The 24,213-nt window shown below is 60.9% G+C and carries 18 protein-coding genes and 1 tRNA gene; 7 read left to right on the top strand and 12 right to left on the bottom strand.

Annotation, left to right across the window (positions count from 1 at the left end):
- Window positions 1–201: 201 nt before the first annotated feature.
- A complete protein-coding gene (locus ACVWVY_RS29030) occupies window positions 202–453 on the bottom strand; it encodes a hypothetical protein (protein ID WP_456629581.1) in 252 nt (83 codons plus the stop codon).
- A 261-nt stretch (window positions 454–714) separates the two neighbouring features.
- On the opposite strand from ACVWVY_RS29030, the gene ACVWVY_RS29025 reads away from it, so the two are divergent.
- Window positions 715–987 (top strand): hypothetical protein, encoded by a 273-nt coding sequence (locus ACVWVY_RS29025; RefSeq protein ID WP_456629580.1) that lies wholly within the window; start codon window positions 715–717, stop codon window positions 985–987.
- Between the two features lie 192 nt (window positions 988–1,179).
- On the opposite strand, the gene ACVWVY_RS29020 is transcribed toward ACVWVY_RS29025, so the two are convergent.
- Together ACVWVY_RS29020 and ACVWVY_RS29015 are read right to left on the bottom strand one after the other, a co-directional pair.
- Window positions 1,180–1,455, bottom strand: a complete 276-nt coding sequence (locus ACVWVY_RS29020) for a DUF3551 domain-containing protein (protein WP_456629579.1) — start codon at window positions 1,453–1,455, stop codon at window positions 1,180–1,182.
- Window positions 1,456–1,596: 141 nt separating this feature from the next.
- A complete protein-coding gene (locus ACVWVY_RS29015) occupies window positions 1,597–1,854 on the bottom strand; it encodes a hypothetical protein (RefSeq protein WP_456629578.1) in 258 nt (85 codons plus the stop codon).
- 329 nt (window positions 1,855–2,183) lie between these two features.
- Here ACVWVY_RS29015 and ACVWVY_RS29010 point away from each other — a divergent pair, with 329 nt between their 5' ends.
- On the top strand, window positions 2,184–2,546 hold the full coding sequence (locus ACVWVY_RS29010) for a hypothetical protein (RefSeq protein ID WP_456629577.1): 363 nt from the start codon (window positions 2,184–2,186) through the stop codon (window positions 2,544–2,546).
- 154 nt (window positions 2,547–2,700) lie between these two features.
- A complete protein-coding gene (locus ACVWVY_RS29005) occupies window positions 2,701–3,075 on the top strand; it encodes a hypothetical protein (RefSeq protein ID WP_456629576.1) in 375 nt (124 codons plus the stop codon).
- A gap of 527 nt (window positions 3,076–3,602) precedes the next feature.
- Here the strand turns inward: ACVWVY_RS29005 and ACVWVY_RS29000 are convergent.
- The 6 genes from ACVWVY_RS29000 to rfbF all read right to left on the bottom strand — a co-directional run bounded on the left by ACVWVY_RS29000 (window position 3,603) and on the right by rfbF (window position 11,802).
- Window positions 3,603–4,712: an NAD-dependent epimerase/dehydratase family protein gene (locus ACVWVY_RS29000; RefSeq protein ID WP_456629575.1), complete on the bottom strand. Its 1,110-nt coding sequence runs from the start codon at window positions 4,710–4,712 to the stop codon at window positions 3,603–3,605.
- A gap of 18 nt (window positions 4,713–4,730) precedes the next feature.
- The gene (locus ACVWVY_RS28995; RefSeq protein WP_456629574.1) at window positions 4,731–6,677 is read right to left on the bottom strand and encodes an FkbM family methyltransferase; all 1,947 of its coding nucleotides are present in this window, start codon (window positions 6,675–6,677) and stop codon (window positions 4,731–4,733) included.
- A gap of 108 nt (window positions 6,678–6,785) precedes the next feature.
- A complete protein-coding gene (locus ACVWVY_RS28990; RefSeq protein ID WP_456629573.1) occupies window positions 6,786–8,543 on the bottom strand; it encodes a thiamine pyrophosphate-binding protein in 1,758 nt (585 codons plus the stop codon).
- Between the two features lie 21 nt (window positions 8,544–8,564).
- Entirely contained in the window at window positions 8,565–9,917 is a 1,353-nt protein-coding gene (gene rfbH / locus ACVWVY_RS28985; RefSeq protein WP_456629572.1) for a lipopolysaccharide biosynthesis protein RfbH, read from the bottom strand.
- Window positions 9,914–11,068, bottom strand: coding sequence for a CDP-glucose 4,6-dehydratase (rfbG, locus tag ACVWVY_RS28980; protein WP_456629571.1), 1,155 nt, complete (start codon window positions 11,066–11,068; stop codon window positions 9,914–9,916). The genes rfbH and rfbG overlap by 4 nt, the downstream gene beginning before the upstream one ends.
- Window positions 11,032–11,802 carry a glucose-1-phosphate cytidylyltransferase gene (gene rfbF, locus ACVWVY_RS28975; RefSeq protein WP_456629570.1) on the bottom strand — a complete coding sequence of 257 codons (771 nt, stop codon included), beginning with the start codon at window positions 11,800–11,802 and terminating at the stop codon, window positions 11,032–11,034. The genes rfbG and rfbF overlap by 37 nt, the downstream gene beginning before the upstream one ends.
- 138 nt (window positions 11,803–11,940) lie before the next feature.
- Here rfbF and ACVWVY_RS28970 point away from each other — a divergent pair, with 138 nt between their 5' ends.
- Window positions 11,941–13,869 carry a DUF6056 family protein gene (locus ACVWVY_RS28970; RefSeq protein ID WP_456629569.1) on the top strand — a complete coding sequence of 643 codons (1,929 nt, stop codon included), beginning with the start codon at window positions 11,941–11,943 and terminating at the stop codon, window positions 13,867–13,869.
- A gap of 34 nt (window positions 13,870–13,903) precedes the next feature.
- Here the strand turns inward: ACVWVY_RS28970 and ACVWVY_RS28965 are convergent, their stop codons facing one another.
- A complete protein-coding gene (locus tag ACVWVY_RS28965) occupies window positions 13,904–14,200 on the bottom strand; it encodes an Arm DNA-binding domain-containing protein (RefSeq protein ID WP_456632334.1) in 297 nt (98 codons plus the stop codon).
- 277 nt (window positions 14,201–14,477) lie between these two features.
- On the opposite strand from ACVWVY_RS28965, the gene ACVWVY_RS28960 reads away from it, so the two are divergent.
- Window positions 14,478–14,681, top strand: coding sequence for a cold-shock protein (locus ACVWVY_RS28960; protein WP_456629568.1), 204 nt, complete (start codon window positions 14,478–14,480; stop codon window positions 14,679–14,681).
- 484 nt (window positions 14,682–15,165) lie between these two features.
- On the opposite strand, the gene ACVWVY_RS28955 is transcribed toward ACVWVY_RS28960, so the two are convergent.
- Window positions 15,166–15,438 (bottom strand): hypothetical protein, encoded by a 273-nt coding sequence (locus tag ACVWVY_RS28955; protein WP_456629567.1) that lies wholly within the window; start codon window positions 15,436–15,438, stop codon window positions 15,166–15,168.
- Between the two features lie 995 nt (window positions 15,439–16,433).
- Window positions 16,434–16,510, bottom strand: a tRNA-Arg gene (locus tag ACVWVY_RS28950).
- Window positions 16,511–16,837: 327 nt separating this feature from the next.
- On the opposite strand from ACVWVY_RS28950, the gene ACVWVY_RS28945 reads away from it, so the two are divergent.
- Together ACVWVY_RS28945 and pbpC are read left to right on the top strand one after the other, a co-directional pair.
- Window positions 16,838–22,048 carry an alpha-2-macroglobulin family protein gene (locus tag ACVWVY_RS28945; RefSeq protein ID WP_456629566.1) on the top strand — a complete coding sequence of 1,737 codons (5,211 nt, stop codon included), beginning with the start codon at window positions 16,838–16,840 and terminating at the stop codon, window positions 22,046–22,048.
- Window positions 22,045–24,165, top strand: coding sequence for a penicillin-binding protein 1C (gene pbpC / locus ACVWVY_RS28940; RefSeq protein WP_456629565.1), 2,121 nt, complete (start codon window positions 22,045–22,047; stop codon window positions 24,163–24,165). The genes ACVWVY_RS28945 and pbpC overlap by 4 nt, the downstream gene beginning before the upstream one ends.
- Window positions 24,166–24,213: the final 48 nt, after the last annotated feature.

Here is a 24,213-nt window from a genome sequence, read left to right as displayed (position 1 = left end):
ACGGACGATCCCACGACATGCTGAACTCCCGTCACAGACCTCCAAACGCCCAGGCGGAAGGGACGCGCCCGAACGGTCAACCCCGCTTGGGTCGTGTTCCCGGAGAACGGAAGCACGGGGATTCGACGCGGAATCTCGATGTTAGTTCCATTGCCCCGGGGCAGTTTGTTTCACCGGGGCCGTTCCCCGAGTTCCGCGTGATCAGTTTTGAAAGGCAACGCCGACGAAATCGCCTTGCCGCCAGATCACCCGGCACTCGCGAACGGTGTGAAAATTGTCAAAACTCAGTTCGAAATTCAGCGGCAATATATTGAGGGTGTGGAGTTCGATTCCGGCGCCGGAATTCGTGACGTCCTGAACGCGACAGGTGAGGACACCGCGCTGCGCGTCAAAGAACAGCAGCGCGTCTTTCGCGATCGTCGTCCTCGCCACATATCGGCGTTCGAATTCCATCGGAGCTTACCAATAGTTCACGCCAGGCCCTGGGAAGTTGAGGCTAGCGTATTGGGCCCAGTCGGCAATCAGGTTCGGTCTTCTTCGTAAACAATCAATTTTAATCATCGCATAAAGCGTGTTCCACAGGCGAAGCGGCCGGTATCTGGAGAGTGCAGTTGCGCCTTAAGCACAGCTCCGCCAGTTCCGTATGCGGAACTCACAATCAGGCTTGATGCGCCAGTGAAAGCCGGCCTCTCTTAATATGTAGAGGGGAATCAAATGTACTTACGTTGGATGTGTGTGCTGGCGCTTTGTCTTGGAACATCAAGCGCCGGATTTGCGGGTGAGTCCGGCGTTTTGCGTCGAATTTCGTGTCCTGTCGTGCGCTACTACGTGGCGCAATATAGTGCGTCCGCCGCCGAGCAGTGGGCCCGCGGCAAGGGCGCGAGCGACGCTGAGATCGAAGCCGCCCGGCGCTGCCTGAAGCCCGACACGACGCGAACCGCCAAGGCCCCATCGAGGCCGCTCGCGCTCGGTTCTTACGGCTGGTGACGGGCTGCCCAATGAGGCGGATGGGCAGGCCCGCATGAGCAACGAATGCGCGTCCGACCACGAGCGCAATTGCGCTCGCTAAGTGATCACAGGCTCCGCGATATTGGGGGCAGAAAATAAAAAACCGGGCATCGCTCCGCTCATCCGGGCCAAATTCAGGCGGGGCCGTCAGGCCGTCGAAGCAAACTGGTTTCAATACTGCCGCTGACGCTTGCTACGCTTGGCTCTCGGCCCGGCGAAATATGGATTGACCACGCATTGCGCGGAGCGGCCCGAGGCCGACGCCGCACACTGCGCCATCGTTTGATAGCGGCACTCGTAGTAAAAATCCGCGATGCTCTGGTAGATCTGCAGGCAAACCGGGTAGTTCGGATCGTAAGTCTGGGCGCGTGCGGGGGCGGGCAGGGCGATCATCGCGGCCAAAATTGTCAAAGACATTATGCAGGCGGGCGTGTGTGGCAGCTTCATCCTGAGGTCCTCTCCCAATACGTTGAGCAAGTAGCAAGTAGCCCGCATGAGTGGAGCGGAATGTGGCCTCGAGAAGATGAAAACCGGATGTCGCTCCGCTCATCCGGGCTATGCTAGCTACACTTACCAAGAGCCCGTTTTTCAGACTTCCCGATCCTCAAATCCGTACTCTCGATAGACGGCGGCGCGATCGGCGTGGGGGTTTAGCCGGCACTTTGCCTGGGCGAGGTGCAGGTTGAGGGTCCCGGGCTGACAATTGGCTGCCAGCAGTTTCCTGATGTCGTCCATCTGCTGCCGTGATTGCTGGGTCGGTTCGAGTTGCTCAAGCGCGACCAGTGCCGTTGCCAGCGCTTCCGTGACGACCCATTCGTCGTGGCCGGTGATTCCCTTTCTTGGCATTACGACCCGCATCCTTTGTCTGGGCAACGGAGCAATTCCCAGCGCGCATTATAAGCCCAATTCGCAACTCGTCACCCGTGCCGCTGCAGTTTTGGTTGGCCCTTGATGGACAAGTCCCCCTGAGCGGAACGATGCGCGGCGAAGTCCCCGGATGCTCGCACGACCGGTTCCTCCGCGGCTCCGGGCCGAGCCTATCAATCTTGGATTGTATCACCGGAATGGGGAAATCGGGCCTGGCAGGGCAAGAGCGTCTTGAATCGGCCTTGTTATGCTCCCGATATCTGCCAACGATGAGCGCTCAACACATCGAATCATGATTGGGGACCGTCATGAACCGAAATGACCTCAAGTCGATGTCCACCGACGAATTGTGGGCGCTCCATGAGGAAATTGCCACCAGGCTTGCGGCGGCACTGACTGCCGAAAAGAGCGTGCTTGAAAACCGCCTGAGGCGACTCCAGGGCGGAACTGAAACTCAACCTGCAGCTCACGCTGCCAAGTCCTCTGCTGCCAAGTCGTCGACGCCGCGCCGCCCCTATCCCGCGGTCGTTCCAAAATATCGGAATCCGGAGGCGGCCGTCGGAGACCTGGGCGGGACGCGGCAAGAAGCCCCGCTGGCTCGCCGCACTACTGAAGTCCGGCAAGCGGATCGACGACTTTCGGATCAGGCACGCAGCATAGGCGATCAGTAATGCCGACCAGCCTAGGCTTTCTGAACCTGCTTGCGTAGCGCCTGCGCCTCGGCCAGCCGTCTGGCGAGCTTCTCGTAAGGGCCATTACCCGTCGCGCGCTGGCCCTGCTCGTCAGAATTGCTCGTCTTCGTTGTGACTGGTAGTTCTGTTTTCCATGCTCAAGCTTTCGTTGAATTCGTTCCGAGAGGAGGCAATCGCTCTGGTTGCCGGGCTTGTCGTGTTTGCCGTTTACTATCCTCTGGCCGTCCGGGTTCATCGCGATTTTGTTTCGACAGGGCGGCCGGAAGGAAGGGTGGTGGAGTTAATCCTCAGATTCGAGGAGAGCGCTGACGGCGGCTACCAGGCGCAGGTGTATGGAAACTCCCCTTACCCGAAGGCGATCTTGTACGAGGATTTTACGCGGCTCGAGGAAGTTGAAATCCTTGAGCTGCCATCGCGTCCGCCGTCTTGGCGCTTTATCAAGATGTCGCCAAGAGATGGATCTGATCCGCGAAACAACGGCCGGCACTATTATCTCGTACAGCCCTAAAGGGACCTTCCGGTGCGATCATGGCCGTTGAGCCGCCTTCCGGGCGGCATCTCTTGTTCATCGTCGGGCAACGGCGTCTTTTGCGTTGCGGTGGCGACCCCAGCTGGATTCGGGAATTTGTTGCGGGTTTGCATTATCCCCGGAGATTGAGGCCCCGGCGCAGATCGGCTGCGCCGGGACCCGTTCGCTCCGCCGATATTATGAAGGGGGCTGGGAATCGACGAGGCGAGCATACTCAGAAAAACACAACCGTAGCGGGTTTGCCAGTGCAACCTTGTGCCAATCCACAAAAAAGCTGCAGAACGCAAGATAAGCAACCTAAGCGGGTTTCATTTATGGAACCCGGAAGCCCAGCACTCCCCCAACTATGTCAGTAAGTGTCAGAAACAATGACGTTTCGCTGCGCGACTCTGGCGGGGGATAAAGCGCGGGTTGGGCCGCTGCCAGCGCCGCCGATTCCGCTTAGAGGCTCGATGGCCGCGCCAGCCAGCGCGTTGCAATGTGACCTTGCTCGATTTGAATTCGACTTACGATCTAGACTGCGAGGCCAAATAGTAATCTATCGTGCGACGAAATCCTTCGGCGAGGCCAACCGTCGGCGACCAGCCCAAGGCCTTAACCTTCGTGATGTCGGGACACGTCGCTGCCAGCTTTGTTGTCACCTTGTCTCTGACATTCGAACTGGGTTGACCGATTTGCGGCGGGTGTTTGGAGAAAAGCCCGGCCAGCAGGCGGGCCAAATCGGCTATCGAAATTGATCCCGAAGGATTGCCGATGTTGTAGGCTTCGCCCGGGCGTCCCCGTAACAGAACCTGCAGGAATCCTTCGGTCGCGTCCGATAGATAGCAGAAAGAGCGTTTATCCTTACCATCGCCCTTCAGGGCAATCTGTCGTCCATTAACGACATCGCGAACGAAATCAGCAAACACGCGCCCATCGTTCAGTTTCATGCCCGGCCCGTAGGTGTGGAACGGCCGCACGATCGTCGCGGCCACGCCATACTGAAGCGCATAAGCGGAGCAAAGTGCCTCGCCCATGCGCTTCGATTCAGCGTAGCAGGAACGGTTGTCGTTGGGATCGAGTGAGCCATAGCGGGTTTCATCGATCGCCGCAGGCGGGTCGGAAAACTGGCCGTAAACTTCGGCGCTCGAGAAAAACAGGACACGCTCCGTTCGCACGTTCCGCGCCAAATTCAGTAGGTTTAGTGTTCCAACCACGTTGGGCAGCATGGTGCCGACAGGATCAGGCCGATAGAATTTGGGACTTGCCGAGCTCGCCGCGTGGACGATCAATTGCGGTTTGAGGTCGCTTGGAAGGGATTGTGTGACGTCCTGCGCGAGCAGCGAAAAGCCCTCGTTTTCCAACCAGTGCTGAAACCGCAACTTGGCCTGCTCGGCGGACCGCACCAGCGCGACGATCCTGACGTTGACTTTCTTCGGGCCGGCCCGGGCCGCCATCAGAGCGTCGACCATCGCCGCCGGAAGCATGCCAGCAGCCCCGGAAACCAGAACTGTCTTTCCCTCCAGCAACTCCCACGGAATGGCCGACGAATGCACGCGCTCAATGTCGCCGCGCACGGTTGGATGGTCAAAGGCGAACCGAGCTGAGCGATTGTCGTCTGCGGCATCATCCGCCATGCGCGCCACCCTGGTTCGTCAGCTGCCGGGCAAATTGCGGGGCATCATGCTTCCGTCGGAGATAGCCGCCATTTCATCCCGGTGGCGAGCGTGCAGGAACACATAATTCGTTTCGGAAGTGTCGTCGTCAACAGCTTCAATCTCGCGCAGCGCGTGCTCGCCGATGGCCCAACAACGGTATCCACTTGCAGCCAGCAGACCGATGATATCGTTCGGATGATAGTCAAACTGCCGGGCCCATTTGCGCAGCATCTCGAGAAAAACGATCGGTTTGTCTCGCTCGATTACCTGTGTGGCGCCGCGCAGCACGAAGAGTTCAGCGCCTTCGACGTCGCATTTGATCAGATCGACCTGCTTGATCCGCTCACGTGCAACGAAGTCGTCGAGTGTCTGGAGCTGCACGCTAAGCTGAACGACTTGTTCCTCCGGATGAAGGTTCCTCGCCGAAGCCGCAACGGAACCGGACGCTGCGGGCAGGAAGAATTGCGCCGTTGCGCTACTGTCGCTCAATCCGAAATCGAACACGGTGATGCGATCTGCGAGACGATTGAGCTGCACATTGCGCGCGAGCTTCAAGCGAGTCGACGGGACCGGTTCAAAGCAACAGATTTTGGTGTGGTCGCTGCCGACAGTTGTAGCGAGCTGAACCGCGTACCAGCCAACGTTCGCGCCGACGTCGAAAATAACCGCGGCGTTCCTAGCGAGGTTCGACAGGACCGCCAGCTCCTGCGGCTCATAGCTGCCGTCTAGAAACGCGATGTTCGGCGCCGTACGGACGTCTTCCGGATCCCAAACGAATTGTGCGCCATTGGCTAGCTTGAGCTTCAGTTCGTCCGCGTCGATCTCGATGGCTGCGATGGCTCCGTTGCCAACCATTGGCTGCAATTGCCGCAGTTGCGCGGCTTTCTGGGAAGCTTGCCGCCAGAACGTGTTGCGGTCTAGTCGCCCCTCGGCACGCTCGACCTTCAGGTCGTTGATTGCGATCGGCGACGGCGCGCTTGCGACGGGGAGGGGGTTGGTGATCGAAGCAAAATTCACCCGCTCTCGTTCGATCACCAGGGGCCGTTTTCGCACCTGCGAATGGATCGCGACGATGTACTCACCGATGAAGCCGAGCACGAATAGGAAAATGCCGGAAAAGAACGCCACCATCATCGTCAGCAGTGGAATGCCGGGTGGAGCGAATTCCCGATAGTGAACGGCGCTGAAGATGAACAGGATTACCGTCGCCAGCACGCTGAGCGCCGCGATGACGAAACCTCCGGCGAGAACCAGCCGCATCGGCACGTTGCTGAAGGAGATGATCCCGTTCAGGCCCTGCTCGACCAGACGGACCAAGGTCGACGAGGAGACACCGTGGCGACGGCGGGTCCAGGTATAGGGAACGCCGGTTGCCTTGAAGCCGCAATAGGCGATCATGCCGCGGACGAAGGGAAAGTGGTCGTCCATCTTGATGACGTGTTCAGCCACCGCGCGGTCGATCAACTGGTATTCGCCGACGTTCTCAGGGACGAAGAACGGAGAGAACGAGTTGACGAGACGGTAGAAAACCTTGCGGCTGGCGCGCAGCAGCCACGCTTCCTCGCGCTGTTGCCGGATGCCGTAGACGACTTCGTAGCCTTCCTCCCACAGCCGGACGAAATCGACCATGACGGCCGGAGGATCCTGCAGATCTGCCGCCAACATCACCACCACTGCGTCGCCTGAAGCCGCGGTAAGGCCGTTGAAGATATTGGCGAACGCACCGAAATTGCGCGAATTGACGATCAGCTTGACGCGCCCGTCCCGCTCGGCAATCGCGCGGACTTTGCCGACGGTATCGTCCGCCGACGAATTGTCGCAGAAGATGTGCTCGTAGTCGTACCTGCTGAGTGGGCCCTCGAACAGGGCACGTACCTGGGCATAGCATTCGTCGACGTTAAGTTCTTCGTTATAGCAGGGCGTTACAACACTGATCTTGCGCATGTCGATGGTCCGGATGGCGGTGGCTGGCGCTTGCCCGAACACGACGGGCGCATCAGTCAGAAACTAAAGGAAGTGAGGTCGCTCAATAGCGACGACGGAAGCAGGCCATCATGATCGGCGCATCGAGGCCGGCCTGGGATAGTCCACAAAGCGGTTTCCTGCCGCGTAATCCTCATCGTCGAGATATGGAAATTGATCGTTGATGGGACGGCCCATTTCGAGTTTCGGCTCGATCAGGGTGTGTTCGCTCAGGATTACGTCAATCACGATCGGCCCGCCCGAAAACAGGTTTGGGTCGAGCTGATCGACGCGCTCGATACGGGCATAGCGCAAGCCGTAAGCTGCCGCCAATGCCCCGAAATCAGGAAAGCTGAGGCCGTCGCGGGAGGCCGTGTAGCGGCCCTGCATGTAGCTGTCCTGGAACTGTTTGATGATCCCGTATGACCCATTGTTCATCACAACGATCGCGACATCGAGATTGTTATGCTTGATCGTTTGTAGTTCCTGTATGTTGAGGTGAAAGCCGCCATCGCCGTTGTACGAGACGACCTGACGGTCGGGACAGGAGATCTTGGCGCCGATCGCCGCCGGAAGCGCATATCCCATCGGCGAGTTACCGCCCGGATTGAACAATGTGTGCTTCTTGACGCGGAACGACTGATACAACCAGCAGATCGCAGCACCGGTGTCGCCGATCACGATGGCATCCTCGGCAACGATCTCGTTCATGCGACGCACGACATCGTAAGGCGACAGCGAATTCAGCCGCGCGGCGGAGGTGCTGATCTCCTTGCCGTAATGGCGTTGCTTCATCTCGGCGACGTAATCCGTCCATTGATTGTTGGTGGGCGGAATCGAGATGCCGCGGAGCACCGCGGGCAATCCTGTGAAGTCGAGGTGAGAGACGCGGTAACCCTCGTTGCGATACTTGATGAGCTCTTCCTGGTCGACATCAACTACGTGGACGGTCGCACCGACCGCGAAATTGGCGGCGTTTCCGGACCGCTGGCGGTTGTCCAGCCGGCTTCCGAGCACAATTACAGTATCGGCGTTCTGCAGCACGAAATTGGCGCCGCGATTGCCATAAACCCCGATTTGCCCGACGAAACCGGGATGCTTGTGGTCGAAGAAGCCTAGTCCCGCCCAGCTCGAAACGAACGGTAAACGCGTTTTTTGCAGCCAGTCGGCTACCTCACGTTCGATTCCCGCAAGCCCGATGCCTGCACCCCACAGGACCACCGGACGCTTTGCGGCCGCAAGAGTCTGACTCAGTTCCGCGGTCGCTTTCGAGGGCGAGTCTGCCTGGATCGGCAGTTGCTGCGGCAGCAAGATATCGCCATCGATTTCGGCCTGCTGGATATCCATCGGGACATCGATCAGGACCGGGCCCATCCGACCCGAGATCGCCAGCGAGAATGCCTTGGCCATTTCCTTTCGCAGCTCATCGCCGCTTGTCACCATGACGGCGTATTTGGTGATCGGTTTCACCATGTCGACGATCTTGGTCTCTTGGAAACCGGCCTGCCGAACGTTGGCGCCGTGAACGGCGCTACTCTCGCGCTGATTCACCTGACCAGTGATGTGCACCGATGGGATCGAATCGAAATAGGAGCAGGCGATGCCGGTGATGAGGTTGGTCGCGCCGGGCCCCGACGTTGCCATAGAAACGCCGACCCTTCGGTTAACGCGCCAGCGCGCGTCGGCAGCCATCGCCGCTGCCTGCTCATGTTGAAAGCAGGTGTAGCGCAGTCCCGGATGCTGCGCGACCGCATCGATCATGAAAGCACAGGCGCCGCCGGTCATCAGGAATATGTGGTTGCTTCCGACCCGCGAGAGAAATTCGGCGATATACTGGGCCCCCGTCATGACATTTGCCTCACCACCGCGTCAGCGAGCCTGCGCGAGGCAGAACTCGCTGATGACCTCGAGCACATAATTGACGTGTTCCTCGCCAAGACCCGGATAGACTCCGATCCAGAACGTCTGGTTCATGATCCTGTCGCTGTTGGCAAGCGAGCCATGGGTCCGGAAGTTGCGGTCCTTCATGTATGGCTGGCGCACCAGATTGCCGCCAAACAGCAGTCGCGTGCCGATCCTGCGATCGTTAAGGTGATGCACTAGATCGTCCCGTTTGAACGGAGCGTCGTCACGAACGGTAAGCACGAATCCGAACCAGGAGGGATCGCTGTTGGGCGTTGCCTCCGGAAGCACAAAGAATTGTTCCAGCGGCCTTAGTCCATTCTTCAGCAAATCGAAATTCCGGCGTCGCGCGGCTATGAAGTCATCGAGATGTTCGAGCTGCGCGAGGCCGACGGCCGCCTGCATATCGGTGATCTTCAAATTGAAGCCGAGATGACTGTAGATGTACTTGTGGTCGTAACCGTAGGGCAGGTCGCCGAGCTGCCAATCGAAGCGTCGCTGACAGGTGTTGTCTTTGCCGGGCTCGCAGTAACAGTCGCGGCCCCAGTCGCGAAACGTTTCCATGGCGCGCCGCAGCGCCGGATGGCTGGTAAACACCGCGCCGCCTTCGCCCATCGTGATGTGATGGGCCGGGTAGAAGCTCAATGTGCCGACTTCCCCGAACGTACCAACATGGCGGCCGTCGAACGTGGCACCCAGCGCATCGCAACAATCCTCGATAAGCCACAGGTTATGCTTCTTTGCGATCGCAGAGAGCCGGCCGGCGTCGAACGGATTGCCCAGCGTGTGCGCGACCATGATCGCCCTGGTGCTGGGCGTGATGGCCTCCTCGACCAGATCCGGAATGATGTTATAGGTCGGAATATCGACGTCGACAAAGACGGGAACCATGCCTTGCGTGATCGCGGGATTGACCGTCGTGGGAAATCCCGTCGCTGCGGTAATGACTTCGCTGCCGGGCGCGATCCGGCGCTCGCGAAGCAATGGCGATGTGAGAGCGGAGAACGCGACGAGATTGGCGGAGGAGCCGGAGTTCACCGTCATGGCGTACCGCGCGCCCACTCGTTTCGCGAGGCTCGTCTGGAACTGGTCGTTGAACCGGCCTGCGGTCAGCCAGAAATCGAGCGCCGAATCCACCAGCGATTTGACGTCGCTCGAGTCGAAAACGCGGCCGGAGACGGGAACGGCTGACTTTCCTCCGACGAACGGCTTCGTCGCATGCGCAAGGTCGGAATACTGCCCGACCAGATCCATGATCGATGTCCTGAGATTTTCCAGTGTCTCGTGGTCCGGCTGGACCGGCGATGGTGCGGAGGTCATACGAAGCGTTTCTGGTTGGATTCTGATTGTTCACTGTAGGAATGGCCGGCTGCCCGGTTCGTCGCATGTTCCAGAACGTAGTCGATCTGATCAAGCGAGAAGTCTCGAAGGTCGTCGCCGCGCACAGCAGCCTTATACCAGTTGACGGTGAGTTCCAATCCGAGTGCCAAATTCAGGTGCGGCGTCCAGTTCAGGCGCGTGCGGGCCTTGTGACAGTCGAGCTTGAGATAGGCGGCCTCGCGCACGTGCGGCCCGCCGTCTACCTCCCATCGCGCGCCGTCGCCCCACGATTTCAAAAGGCGCTCTACGATCTCGCGTACCGTCACCTCGCTCTCGGCACCGGGACCGAAGTTCCAGCCGCCGGCGAAGCTGTCGTCTTCGCTCAGTTTTTCCACCAGCAATAGATAGCCGAGCACCGGATCCAGAACATGCTGCCAAGGCCGCACCGCATCCGGATTTCGAATCCGTAGTGGATTGCTATCGAGGAATGCCTGCATGGCGTCCGGTACCAGACGGTCGCGCGCCCAGTCCCCGCCGCCAAAAACGTTACCCGCGCGAGCCGTCGCGACGCGGGCCGTATCGGACGCTTGATAAAAGCTACGCCGGTAAGCGTCGGTTACCAGTTCGGCGCAGGCCTTGCTGTTGCTGTAGGGATCACTGCCGCCAAGGCGATCATCCTCGCGAAACCCTGCTTGATGTGCGTGGTTCTCATAGCACTTGTCGCTGGTAACGATCAGGATTGCCCGGAGAGAGGAAAGATCGCGGGCAGCCTCCAGCAGGTTCACGGTCCCCATGATGTTGGTTGCAAAGGTCTCGACCGGTTCGGCGTAGGACTGACGCACCAGCGCCTGCGCGGCCATATGAATGACGATGTCAGGCCGCGCCTTCGACAGCGCTTCGCGCAAGGCATGAAGGTCGCGTATGTCGGCGACGCAATGGTGGACGTCACCGGCAATGTTGGCTGCCACGAAAAGCGATGACGGGTGAGTTGGCGGCAGGGCATATCCGTGGACCTCTGCGCCAAGCCGCTTCAGCAGCAGGGCGGTCCATGCCCCCTTGAACCCGGTGTGCCCAGTAAGGAAAACCTTCTTGCCACGCCAGAAGCTGGCATTGATCACCAGATCCTCCATTGGGCGCGACCATTCACCCATTCTTCCTCGAGGAAGTTGCGGTCGCGCAGCGTGTCCATCGGGTGCCAGAAACCGTGATGGACGTAGGCGCCGAGCTGCCTTTCCTGCGCGAGTTGCTCCATGGGTTCACGCTCCCAGATGGTCGCATCGCCATCGATATAATTCTTGACGTCGGGCGATAGCAGGAAGAACCCGCCATTGATCCAGCCGCCGTCCTCGTTGGGCTTCTCCTTGAAGCTGGTAACGCAGGTGCCGTCGACTGCAATCGCACCGAACCGCTTGGCCGGGCGAACTGCGGTGACGGTGGCCTTGGAGGGGTGGGCTTGATGAAACGCGATCAGGGCGGGCAGGTCGATGTCGGCGACGCCGTCCCCATAGGTGAGCGCGAAGAACGGATCATTCTCCACATACGGGATCGCGCGCTTGATGCGTCCGCCGGTCTGCGTCGCTTCGCCGGTATCGATCAACGTCACGCGCCATGGCTCCGCGGTCTCGCGATGGACCTCCATGCGATTTTCCGCGAGATGCAGGGTGACGTCGGACATATGGAGAAAATAGTTCGCGAAGTATTCTTTGAGCAGGTAACCCTTGTAACCGAGGCAAATGATGAAATCATTGTGCCCATAGTGACTGTAGATCTTCATGATGTGCCAGATAATTGGCTTGCCGCCGATCTCCACGAGCGGCTTTGGCTTCACGGTCGTTTCTTCGGAAATTCGCGAGCCCAGGCCGCCCGCTAGAATTACCACCTTCATTTTCAAAATTCTCGGAGCGTGTTTGTTTTCGCGGGCAAAGAAGGCCCAGCATTGGCGTTTGGGAATTCGCTGCGCATCGGGTCGAGACTTTCGACACCAAACCATCAAGTTATACATCATTCAACCTAAGAATGATCGGTGCAAGCACTTGATTTTCTAACAGGCTTGGGGTTTCTGGCGATCTGCGTCGCGGCGGGTGGGCCAGCCTCGGGAGCAGCTAAGGACTCTGCGATGGGTTCCCATCAATTCGCGGCTCAAGACCGCCAGCGTACGCTGTTTGCACGCTTCGCCGAGGCTGGCGCGTGGATATTGGCTTGTTTGGTTCCGGCTGCATTTCTAGCTCGCCTGTTCGGACTGACGTTCTACGCGATTCCGGAATCAGATGATTTTTGCCTGTCCTACCTCAACGCGACAAGCGGTTTCGTCGAAACCACCCGGATCTGGTATCTGAGCGCGGTCGGGCGCGTCGTTCCGCTGCTTCTCATTCAAATCCCCAATGCGATTAGCGATGCCTCAGGCATCGATTATTTCCTTAGTTACACGGCAACATTGGCCGCTTTCGAAATATGCTTCGCAGCCGCTGTGATGCTGGTGGCGTTCCGGCTCTGGCCGCAGGCGAAGCCGTGGCAAAATGTTTTTATGGCAGCGGCGTTGCTGGCAACGATTCTGACCCGGCTGCCGAGCCTTCGAGAAATGCTTTATTGGCTGCCGGGGGTGGCGTGCTACACGCTGCCCGGTGCTATCGTTGCTATCGTGCTTGTGGAGTTTGCTCGGGCCGCCGAGGATGATACCCAGATTGGCCCTCGCACGACGTCTATGCTGGCAATCGCCAGCTTTATTGCGTCGTTGTGCAATGAATTCACTCCGGCTTGGCTGATTGGCCTGTTGCTCTGTTCGCTGATCTTTCGCGCGATGTTCCGCCAAAACCTCCAGGTCGGAACACACGCGATCGTTGGCGTCGCCGCGTTGCTGGGTTTCCTGATCATGTTGTTCGCTTCAGGCAATGCCGTTCGCATGGCGCAGTTTCCCTTGGCCGGCAATATCGAGCGTTCGATCAGCGAGGCCTACGTCCACTCAAGATCATATTTCAGACTCCTCTTTTTGGGGTGGCCGGCGTGGCTGGCCGTCGTTGCGGTTTTCAGCGCATCGCAGCCGGAGGCAGTCAAGGTCTCGGGCACGAAACGGCTGCTTCTGGCCGTGCTGGTCCCAATTTTTTGCCTTGCCTGCGGCTATCTAGCCCATTTTGTGGCTCAATATTCGACCGGCAGTGTATTGGCGACGCGCGCACAAAATCAGGTGCTAATGTTGCTTGTTGTCGGATCGACGATTGGCGTCGCGGCGCTGTCTCGGGCAATTCGCTTCGCGAGGCCGTTTCCGATGGCATCTTCGCGCAGGTCTTATTCGGCAGTGACTGCAATCTTGCTGGGTACACTCCTGGTACTGCCGCTCTACTACAGCCCAACAATGAAGCTCCTGCGATCGGAGCGGGATTCTTTGCGTATCTTTTGGCTGGAAAGCATGGCGCGCCATGCGCAACTGAGCCTGTCAACCGAAGCCGATATCATGGTCGCGAAGCACAGTGCTTTGCCGTCAGCGTTGTCGGGCGAAGATGTCCATGACGATCCCGGGAGGTTACCCAATGACTGCATCGCTCGATTCTACGGAAAGAGAACTGTCAAATTGGCAATTCCGAAGGAGACAGTTGCCGACGTAGTTCCTCTGATTGCCACACTGATCCGCGAGGTCCGCGCCAAGCAGGGCGCGTCGCAAGGTCAAGACTTAGTGCCACCGCCGATACTTAGCCGCGGTCAAAATTTATCGCCTCTGTTGGGGCGCATTGTGTTGACGCGATCGATGGGCACCAGCATGTTGGATTTCTATTCTTTACCGACAAACGTCTGTCGCGAATTGCTTTTCGAAGTGAGCAAGCTTGAGGGAGTTTTACGAGTCGCAGGCTCGGGACGATCCGCAGACGAAAAGATCGCTCCGATAGGTCGGGATGTTTCGGAACGAAGCTGTTCGGGGGATGGAACGTTCGCGAGAGTGATTCTGGACACGGCGCCCTGAATTCGGCCGCATGGCTGGTGGTGTTTCCTCGCGCTCAGCCCTGCAGCAGCCCCGCCGACTCTCGGTGCTGTCCTGTTTGGGAAATCGCAACCAAAGCGTCCTTAAAGGACGCCTTCTTCAGGCTGACATCGGCGAGCCGACCGATGCCCATCTTTTCCTGCTTTCCTGCCCACTGGTAATTCACGACCCAGCTCCGGCCGCCGATGCCAGTAACGCGGAGATAGAGCCCGCCGCCGTCGCAATGCGCGCCGTCGGGGAGGGACTGGAGTTTTCCCGGGGGTTCAGGGCTTGCCTCAGCGGCGATGCAGGAGCCGCAACACTTGGGATGCATTTCGGGCATCACCCGTTTGGGTGAGGGGGCGCCTTCATTGATGCCAGCTCTTGCTGAAAGGCGCGCGCCTATTCCAGAACCTGAAGCCTGGTTCGAGGAAAACGACCCGGAAGCTAACGCTGGTTTTGGTCGCCGCCTTCTTCGTGAGATCGATTTCGCGGCTCATCGCTTAGCTTAGGCCGGTGGATACGAGTGTTATATTGGCCTTAGGGGAGGGTTGCGAGGCCCTGCGCTATCGATTTAGGCTGTCACCATTGGCTCAAGAGGAGATTGGTCAGTGGCGATAGGTACTGTTAAGTGGTTTAACCCGACGAAGGGATATGGATTCATTCAACCCGACAACGGCGGCAAGGATGTCTTCGTGCACATCTCGGCCGTCGAAAAAGCGGGACTGAGTAACCTCAATGAAGGTGCCAAGGTGAGCTATGAAGAAGTGAGCAACCGTGGCAAGACGTCCGCCGAAAATCTGAGAGTCGGATAAAATCAACTCCGTCGGCTCGCCGGAATCTGAAACAGGAAACGGCCCCAGATTAGAATCTGGGGCCGCCAACCTGGAGGCAGGTTTTCATCCAGCCCTGAGGGCCGACAGCGAAGCGTCGGCTTGACCAGCGGAAGCGTCCCACTGGACGCTTGCCGCAAGGGGTCGTGGATTGCCCACTACACTATTTTGAAGACCAGACACGGCAACAACAGCCGGGCCGGCCTGCTTTGTCATACCCGGAGCTCTGGCGGGGTAATCCCTTCGACAGAAAAGCTCAGTGGAATTTGACGCCGATCAAGTGCTCAGTTCGCCATATCACCTTGCACACGCATCTTGAGCGATCAGCAACGATCAGAAGGGTAAATTGCGCCGGGATGCCCCGTGGGCTGACAACCTCCAGCGATGCCCCGGTGTCGGACTGGCTACGAATGAGACAGGCGATCGTGCGCCCGTTGAACTCGATGCTTCCAGACTTCAAAGCGCTTCATTCCAACTCGGCATTACCTCGTCTACCGCAATCCGAACGCACTGTCGGTTCGCCAGCGAACAAAGCGTTGGCCGAAGCGCGCCCCGCGTTTGACCCGCGAAACTCATCGGGGACGGAGGTAGCCAAGCTCTCCAGATTTGATTGCTCTTCTGTCAAGCGTTTTTGGACAAACTGCCGTTCAAGTTCTGTCAGGCTGGTCTGCAATAGGTTGCGATAGCGTTGAATATTACTGCGATGGGTACGCAAGCGAGCCAACTGTTGATCAATCATCTATCGTCGTCCTTTGACGAGTGGGTTTATTTTCTTGCTTAAGGCCACAAGGCTGGCCGAGCGGAACATCTTCGCTCGGCGGCAGTGGCATTTCCCGGCCGGCTCCTAAAATGCCGGCTCACTAAGTCTGTCGCAGGTTCGTGACGCTTTGATTACAAGAGGCGAGCAGGGCGCTGGGGCCGTTTTGATTTCTGAAGCGAGGACAGTAACGCTCAGGCAATAAATAGCCGCAGGCATTGGCGCGCTGCGGCTTTAGCCGGGCAAATATTCCAATTCATGGGTGAAATTGACGAACCGCCGGCTCCGGCTTCCAGAAACTGATCCAAACATGGATATCTGAGGAGTCTTGTTTTCCATTTCGCCAACGGAACTGCGCAAGTGTTGCCGCCATGCAATAGGAAATGATCAGAGCGTTCAACCTACGCTGATCATTTATAGCTTTGAGAGTTAGGCTGGCATTCGATGCAACCTCGGACGACGCTTCGGCCGGCGGTGAGTGGGTTAGCACTCACAAAACGAGGCGGGCCATCCTACGCAACCGCTTTGACTCGGGATTCTCCCGGGAAATGTTGGGCGCAAATAGTTCCTATGTCGAGCTGGGTATGGTCCTGGATATTGTTAAATAGTTCGGCGAGGCAATTTTTGAATGCATATAGCGAGGCTGGCGTAATCGAAAGCCGCGCCGATAGCCAAGGAACGAGATCGTTCTCCAGCCAATCGTGACAATTCTCTCGCTAGCTCTGCAGCGACCTTTGACAACGAAAGACAGTTGAACTGATACGGCAGTTTCACGATCGGAGCAGGCATCGTCCACGTCCTCGATTTTGAAGACCACCGAGCATCTCGTGCAGAACAAAGCACGAAGCGGCCGTGCACGATCCGTGTATCATCGACAAGGCGGGACTAAACGGGAAAGCCTGAAACTAAGGGTTTTCTTCAAGACGAGGTGAGACCCAGAAAGCGCAGGAACAGAACGCGTAAAGCATTGAAAAACCTGGCGATCCCAGCAGGATTCGAACCTGCAACCCACGGAGTAGAAATCCGTTACTCTATCCAGTTGAGCTATGGGACCGTCGGGGCAGTGACCGCCCGTGGTGTCAGCCTTATAGGCTTTCCTTATCTAGCACTGCCAATATGAAAAATCCGCTGCCCCGCCAAGTCGGTCGAACCGATTTCCTCAACTTCGCGACTAAGGCAGACGGTGGGCCATAGCCTATGGTCCGCCCCTGACATAAAGCCAGCCACCGGCACCCCCGCCGGGCGGGTCGGCCGGGACCGTTTGGACTGCCAGCGCCATGCATGCGACCTATTCGCAAGCCGTTTCGACCGTCATCAGTCCGTCACCTTTTCGCGCATTTTTCGACGTTACGCGGCTGATGTCCGCGGCAAGGAGCCCATCATGATCGGTTTGGTTCGCGCCACTGTGATTTGCGCCACGCTGGCGCTTGGCCTGACGGCGGCAGGCGCCGCGGACAAGGCGTTCAAGCGCGACGAGCTGGCCGATTCGGCCGTCAAGCTGGAAGCGCAGATCAAGAGCGAGGCGGGGCCGGTCGCCAAATCCTCCGCAACCCTGCGGGGCGACGCCGACGCCGCTTTCAGGCGCGCCGATTTCCGCGTCGGCCTGCAGATCCTCGGGCAGATCGCCGCCACCACGCCCGAAGACGGCGCCAATTGGCTCAGACTCGCCAAAACCATCTTCCAGATCCGCGCCGCCAGTTCCAGCGAACAGACCTTCCTGTACGAGCGCGCCTCGACCGCGGCCTACATCGCCTATCAGCGCGCCGGCAACCAGGCCGAGGAGGCCGATGCCCTGGCCGTGCTGGGCCGGGCGATGTCCGAACGCAAGCTGTGGCGTCCGGCGCTGGATAGCTTGCGGCTGTCGCTCGATATGCGCGAGGTTGCCGAGGTCCGCGGCCAGTACGAGAAGATGCGCGACCAGCACGGCTTCCGGCTGCTGGATTATACCGTGGATTCCGACGGCGCTTCGCCGCGCGCCTGCTTCCAGTTCTCCGAGGACCTCGCCAAACGGGTCGACTTCGCGCCTTTCCTGGCGCTGGCCGGCACCGACAAGCCGGCGCTGACGAGTGAGGGCAAGCAGCTCTGCGTCGACGGGCTGAAGCACGGCGAGCGCTACAACATCAATCTGCGCGCGGGGCTGCCGTCCACCGTCAAGGAGTCCTTACCGAAATCCGCCGAGTTCAACATCTATGTGCGCGACCGCAAGCCGTTCGTGCGCTTCACGGGACGCGCCTATGTGCTGCCGCGGACCGGCCAGCGCGGCATCCCGCTGGTCAGCGTCAATACGCCGTCGGTGAACGTCAACGTGTTCCGGATCGGCGACCGTAATCTGATCAATACGGTGGTGGACAGCGATTTTCAGAAGACGCTCTCCAGCTACCAGCTCTCGGATTTGGGCAACGAGCGCGGCGTAAAAGTCTGGACGGGCGAACTTGCGACCGCCTCGACGCTGAACCAGGACGTCGTGACGGCGTTCCCGGTCGACCAGGCGCTCGGCGATCTGCAACCCGGCGTCTATGTGATGACGGCGTCGGCCAAGGGCCCCGGCAGCGGCGACGATGACGGCTCGCTGGCGACGCAATGGTTCATCGTGTCAGACATGGGGCTGACGGCGTTTTCGGGTAATGACGGCATCCATGTGTTCGTCAATTCGCTGGCCTCGACGGAGGCGGTCGCAAAGGCCGAAGTGCGGCTGGTCGCGCGCAACAATGAGATCCTCGCCACCCGCAAGACCGACGATGCCGGCCATGTGCTGTTCGAGGCGGGACTGGCGCGCGGTGAGGGCGGGCTGTCGCCGGCGCTTTTGACAGTCATGAGCGACAAGGCGGACTATGCCTTCCTCAGCCTGAAGACCAATGCCTTCGACCTCACCGACCGCGGCGTATCGGGGCGGGTGGTGCCGGCAGGCGCCGACGCCTTCGTCTATGCCGAGCGCGGCGTCTACCGGTCGAACGAAACCGTCTATCTGACCGCGCTGCTGCGCGACGGGCAGGGCAACGCCATGTCCGGCGGGCCGCTGACGCTGGTGATCGAGCGGCCCGACGGCGTCGAATTCCGCCGCGCCCAGCTCCCCGACCAGGGCGCGGGCGGCCGCTCTCTTGTCCTGCCGCTCAATTCCGCGGTCCCGACCGGCACCTGGCGGGTGCGGGCCTTTACCGACCCCAAGGGTTCGTCCGTCGGCGAGACCACCTTCATGGTCGAGGACTACATCCCCGAACGGATCGAGTTCGACGTCTCGGCCAAGGAGAAGATGATCAAGGCTGAGACCCCGGTTGAACTGAAGGTCGCCGGCAAGTTCCTCTATGGTGCCCCGGCCTCGGGCCTGCAGCTCGAGGGCGACATGCTGGTCGCGCCTGCGGCCTCCGGGCGGCCGGGTTATCCCGGCTACCAGTTCGGCGTGGCGGATGAGGAGACCGCCTCCAACGAGCGCACCCCGATCGAGAACCTCCCCGAGGCCGACGCCAATGGCGTTGCGACCTTCCCGGTGTCGCTGGCCAAGGCGCCGACGTCCACCCGTCCGCAGGAGGCCCAGATCTTCATCCGCATGGTGGAGACGGGCGGCCGCGCCGTCGAGCGCAAGCTGGTGCTTCCCGTGGCGCCTCAAGCGGCGCTGATCGGCATCAAGCCGCTATTCGCTGACAAGAGCGTCGCCGAGGGCGACAAGGCCGAGTTCGACGTCGTGTTCGTCGGTCCCGACGGCAAGCAACTGCCGCGCGATGGCCTGCGCTACGAATTGCTCAAGATGGAGTCGCGGTACCAGTGGTATCGCCAGAACTCGTCCTGGGAATATGAGCCGGTCAAATCGACCAAGCGTGTCGCCGACGGCGACCTGACGCTGACATCTGACAAGGCGGCGCGGGTGTCGGTCGCGCCGCAGCCGGGCCGCTACCGCCTCGATGTCAAATCGACCGAGGCGGACGGACCGGTCACGTCGGTGCAGTTCGACGTCGGCTGGTACTCCGACGGCAGCGCCGATACGCCGGACCTTTTGGAAACCTCGATCGACAAGCCGGAATACGCGTCCGGCGACACGATGGTGGTGTCGGTCAATGCCCGTACCGCCGGCAAGCTCACCATCAACGTGCTCGGCGACCGGCTGCTGACGACGCAGACCCTCGACGTCAAGGAAGGCACCCAGCAGGTGAAGCTGACCGTCGGCAAGGACTGGGGCACCGGCGCCTATGTGCTCGCGACGCTGCGCCGTCCGCTCGACGCGGCAGCGCTGCGGATGCCGGGACGTGCGATAGGGCTAAAATGGTTCGGCATCGACAAGAAGACGCGCACGCTGCAGGTCGCGCTGTCGCCGCCGCCTCTGGTTCGGCCCGGTACGGCGCTGAAGATCCCGGTCAAACTCGGCGTGCTCAATCCCGGCGAGGACGCCAAGATCGTGGTGGCTGCCGTCGATGTCGGCATTCTCAACCTGACCAACTACAAGCCGCCCGCGCCGGATGACTACTATCTCGGCCAGCGCCGCCTCACGTCCGAAATCCGTGACCTCTATGGGCAATTGATCGACGGCATGCAGGGCACGCGCGGCCAGATCCGGACCGGCGGCGATTCCGCCGGCGCCGAGCTGCAGGGCTCGCCGCCCACGCAAAAGCCGCTGGCGCTCTATTCAGGGATCGTCACGGTCGGCGCCGACGGATCAGCGGAAATCAGTTTTGACATTCCGGAATTCGCCGGCACCGCGCGGGTCATGGCGGTGGCGTGGAATTCGACCAAGCTCGGCCGCGCCGCCATCGACGTCACGGTGCGCGATCCCGTGGTGCTGACGGCGACGCTGCCGCGCTTCCTGCTCAACGGCGACAAGGGCACCATGAGTTTCGATCTCGACAATGTCGAGGGTGCGCCCGGCGATTACAGCATCAGCGTGAAAACGTCGGGACCGGTGAAAGTGACGGGCAATCCAACCACCACTGTCAAGCTCGCCGCCAAGCAGCGGACCTCGATGGCGTTGGCGCTCGACGCCGGCGGCGCGGGTACCGCCAATCTCGATGTCGACATCAAGGGGCCGAACGGACTGACGCTGGCCCGGCACTATGCGCTCGACGTCAAGGCGGCGACGCAGGTGCTGGCGCGGCGCTCGATCCGAACGCTGGCAAAGGGTGAGAGCCTGACGCTGACGCCGGACATGTTCTCCGACCTGGTGTCGGGCACCGGCAGCGTGTCGCTGTCGGTCGGCCTGTCCACCGCGCTCGATGCGGCGACCATTTTGAAGGCGCTGGATCGCTATCCGCACGGCTGTTCCGAGCAGATCACCAGCCGCGCGATGCCGCTGCTCTATGTCAACGACCTCGCGGCCGGCGCGCATCTGGCGATGGATACCGCGGTCGACCAGCGCATCAGGGATGCGATCGACCGGCTGCTGGCCCGCCAAGGCTCGAACGGCTCGTTCGGCCTGTGGTCGGCCGGTGGCGACGATTCCTGGCTCGATGCCTACGTGACCGACTTCCTGACCCGCGCCCGCGAAAAGGGATTTGCGGTGCCGGACGTGCTGTTCAAGAACGCGCTCGATCGCATCAGGAACTCCGTGGTCAACGCCAACGAGCCGGAAAAGGACGGCGGCCGCGATCTGGCCTACGGCCTCTATGTGCTCGCCCGCAATGGCGCGGCGCCGATCGGCGATCTGCGCTATCTCGCGGACACCAAGCTCTCCAATCTCGCCACGCCGATTGCGAAGTCGCAGCTCGCGGCGGCGCTGGCCTTGGTCGGCGACAAGACGCGGGCGGAGCGGGTCTATGGGGCAGCGCTCGATGCGCTGGCGCCAAAGCCCGTGCTCGAGTTCGGCCGCACCGACTACGGCTCGGCGCTACGCGATGCGGCGGCGCTGGTCTCGCTCGCCAGCGAAGGCAACGCGCCGCGGGCGACGCTGACGCAGGCCGTCCAGCGGGTCGAAGTGGCGCGGGGGCTTTCGCCCTACACCTCGACGCAGGAGAACGCGTGGCTGGTGCTGGCCGCGCGTGCGCTGTCGAAGGAAACGCTGGCGCTGGATATCGATGGCACGCCTGCCAAGGCTGCCGTGTACCGGAGCTACAAGGCCGATGCGGTGGCCGGCAAGCCGGTCAAGGTCACCAATACCGGCGATGCGCCGCTGCAGGCGGTGGTCTCGGTGTCGGGTTCGCCTGTTACCCCGGAGCCCGCAGCCTCCAACGGCTTCAAGATCGAGCGCAGTTACTTCACGCTCGACGGCAAGCCCGCGGACGTCACCAAGGCCAAGCAGAACGACCGCTTCGCGGTGGTGCTGAAGATCACCGAGGCCAAGCCGGAATACGGGCACATCATGGTGGCCGACTATCTCCCGGCCGGGCTCGAGATCGACAACCCGCATCTGGTGTCGTCGGGCGATAGCGGCACGCTGGACTGGATCGAGGATGGCGAGGAGCCGGAGCATACCGAGTTCCGCGACGACCGCTTCACGGCGGCCATCGACCGCGCCAGCGACGACAAGTCGGTGTTCACCGTGGCCTACATCGTTCGCGCGGTTTCTCCCGGCAAATACGTGCTGCCGCAGGCCTATGTCGAGGACATGTACAACCCCTCGCGCTACGGCCGCACCGGCACCGGCTCGGTCGAGGTGCGTCCGGCGAAATGAGCGAGAGGGCAACCATAGCGCCGCCTGCGCCTCGCCGAGCGCGCTGGCGGACGATCAGAACGGCGGTGGCGATTTCGGCCGCCGCCTTCTTGATCGTGGCCGGCAGCTTCGCTGCCTGGGTGGTCTCGCTCGGGCCGTTGCCGCTGGAAGAGGCGCGAAAAGTTTCCACCACGATCGTCGACCGCAACGGCAAGCTGCTGCGGGCCTATGCGATGGCCGACGGCCGCTGGCGGCTGCCGGTCGATGCGAAGACCGCGGTCGATCCCGGATATCTCAAGCTGCTGCTGGCGTATGAAGACCGCCGGTTCTGGTCGCATGGCGGCGTCGATCCGCTGGCGCTCGGGCGCGCGGCGCTGCAGTTCGGCACCAGCGGCCACATCGTTTCCGGCGGCTCGACCATTACGATGCAACTGGCGCGGCTGATCGAGCCGCGGCGCGAGCGCTCGGTGTACGCAAAACTGCGCCAGATGGTGCGCGCGGTTCAGATCGAACGGCAACTGAGCAAGGACGAAATCCTCGATCTCTATCTGGCGCTGGCGCCGTTCGGCGGCAATCTCGAAGGCATCCGCGCCGCATCCATCGCCTATTTCGGCAAGGAATCGAAACGGCTTTCGCTTGCGGAGGCCGCATTGCTGGTCGCGCTGCCGCAATCGCCGGAACGCCGCCGGCTCGACCGTTATCCGGAAGCGGCCCACGCCGCGCGCGACCGCGTGCTGGCCCGGATGGTCGAGGATGGCGTGGTGTCGAAAGATGACGGGGCGCAGGCCAAGGCAGCCGCGGTGCCGCGGCTGCGCAAGCCGATGCCGATTCTGGCGCCGCATTCCGCCGATGCCGCGATGGCGACGGTGAAGGATGCGCCGCTGATCAAGCTGACGCTGGATTCGGCCTTGCAGAAAACGCTGGAAGTGCTGGCGCGCGACCGCGCGGTGGCGCAGGGGCCGAACATTTCGGTCGCGATCATCGCGGTCGACAATGAAAGCGGCGACGTCTTGGCCCGCGTCGGCTCGTCGGATTATTTCGATGAGCGCCGCGCCGGACAGGTCGACATGACGCGCGCGGTGCGTTCGCCGGGCTCGACGCTGAAACCATTTATCTATGGGCTCGCCTTCGAGGACGGCTTTGTGCATCCCGAGAGCCTGATCGACGACCGGCCCATTCGTTTCGGCTCCTACGCGCCGGAAAATTTCGACATGACGTTCCAGGGCACGGTGCCGGTGCGCAAGGCGCTGCAACTATCATTGAACGTGCCGGCGATTGCGCTGCTCGACCGCGTCGGCTCCAGCCGGCTGTCGTCGCGGCTGAAGCAGGCCGGCGGCAACCTCGTGCTGCCGAAGGATGAAGCGCCGGGCCTTGCGATGGGCCTTGGCGGCGTCGGCATCACCTTGCAGGATCTGGCGCAGCTCTATACCGGGCTGGCGCGGCTCGGCGCGGCAAAGCCGCTGCGCGAGATCATGCTGGCCAATGACGACCGCGAGCCGATGCGGCTGATGGACCAGGCCGCGGCCTGGCAGGTCGGCAACGTGCTGCTCGGGACGCCGCCGCCGGAAAACGGCGTGCACAACAAAATCGCGTTCAAGACCGGCACCAGCTACGGCTATCGCGATGCATGGTCGGTCGGTTTCGATGGCCGCATCACGATCGGCGTGTGGGTCGGACGTCCCGACGGCGCACCGGTGCCGGGCCTGGTCGGCCGCATCGCCGCCGCGCCAATCCTGTTCGACGCGTTTGCGCGCACCGGAAAGATCCCGGCAGCGCTGCCCAAGGCGCCAAAGGGGGCGTTGATCGCCGGCAATGCCAAGCTGCCGCTGCCGTTGCGGCGCTTCCGTCCTGTCGGCGAACTGATCCGCACCGGAAACGATCAGACGCCGCGCATCCAGTTTCCGCTGAACGGCTCGCGGATCGATGTCGATCGTTCAGGCGGCGGGCAGGCCGCACCGATGCCGGTCAAGGTTGCCGGCGGCGTGCTGCCGCTGACCGTCATGCTGAACGGCGCTTCTGTCGGCGAAATCGACGGCCGGCGCCAGCGCCTGGTTGACCCGCCCGGGCCCGGTTTCGCCCGCCTGACGGTGATCGACGCGACGGGGGCGGCCGATACCGTCGTGATCCGGATACAGTGACGAAAAAGCGTCCAGCGACCACAGGTTAGGCTGTTCTGTGGTGTTGTT

It is taken from the genome of Bradyrhizobium sp. URHC0002 (assembly GCF_054059515.1).
Note: the sequence above shows the minus strand (reverse complement) of the source record. Positions and strands in the feature narration are given on the sequence as shown.

Bases quoted from the DNA above. Each gene is read 5' to 3' on its own strand.
- rfbF (WP_456629570.1), bottom strand. From the start codon at position 11,802: ATGAAGGTGGTAATTCTAGCGGGCGGCCTGGGCTCGCGAATTTCCGAA.
- ACVWVY_RS29030 (WP_456629581.1), bottom strand. From the start codon at position 453: ATGGAATTCGAACGCCGATATGTGGCGAGGACGACGATCGCGAAAGAC.
- ACVWVY_RS28945 (WP_456629566.1), top strand. From the start codon at position 16,838: ATGATCGGTTTGGTTCGCGCCACTGTGATTTGCGCCACGCTGGCGCTT.
- ACVWVY_RS29025 (WP_456629580.1), top strand. From the start codon at position 715: ATGTACTTACGTTGGATGTGTGTGCTGGCGCTTTGTCTTGGAACATCA.
- rfbG (WP_456629571.1), bottom strand. From the start codon at position 11,068: ATGGGTGAATGGTCGCGCCCAATGGAGGATCTGGTGATCAATGCCAGC.
- pbpC (WP_456629565.1), top strand. From the start codon at position 22,045: ATGAGCGAGAGGGCAACCATAGCGCCGCCTGCGCCTCGCCGAGCGCGC.
- ACVWVY_RS28965 (WP_456632334.1), bottom strand. From the start codon at position 14,200: ATGCATCCCAAGTGTTGCGGCTCCTGCATCGCCGCTGAGGCAAGCCCT.
- ACVWVY_RS29010 (WP_456629577.1), top strand. From the start codon at position 2,184: ATGAACCGAAATGACCTCAAGTCGATGTCCACCGACGAATTGTGGGCG.
- ACVWVY_RS28955 (WP_456629567.1), bottom strand. From the start codon at position 15,438: ATGATTGATCAACAGTTGGCTCGCTTGCGTACCCATCGCAGTAATATT.
- ACVWVY_RS29020 (WP_456629579.1), bottom strand. From the start codon at position 1,455: ATGAAGCTGCCACACACGCCCGCCTGCATAATGTCTTTGACAATTTTG.
- ACVWVY_RS28990 (WP_456629573.1), bottom strand. From the start codon at position 8,543: ATGACGGGGGCCCAGTATATCGCCGAATTTCTCTCGCGGGTCGGAAGC.
- ACVWVY_RS29005 (WP_456629576.1), top strand. From the start codon at position 2,701: ATGCTCAAGCTTTCGTTGAATTCGTTCCGAGAGGAGGCAATCGCTCTG.
- ACVWVY_RS29000 (WP_456629575.1), bottom strand. From the start codon at position 4,712: ATGGCGGATGATGCCGCAGACGACAATCGCTCAGCTCGGTTCGCCTTT.
- ACVWVY_RS28995 (WP_456629574.1), bottom strand. From the start codon at position 6,677: ATGCGCAAGATCAGTGTTGTAACGCCCTGCTATAACGAAGAACTTAAC.
- rfbH (WP_456629572.1), bottom strand. From the start codon at position 9,917: ATGACCTCCGCACCATCGCCGGTCCAGCCGGACCACGAGACACTGGAA.
- ACVWVY_RS29015 (WP_456629578.1), bottom strand. From the start codon at position 1,854: ATGCCAAGAAAGGGAATCACCGGCCACGACGAATGGGTCGTCACGGAA.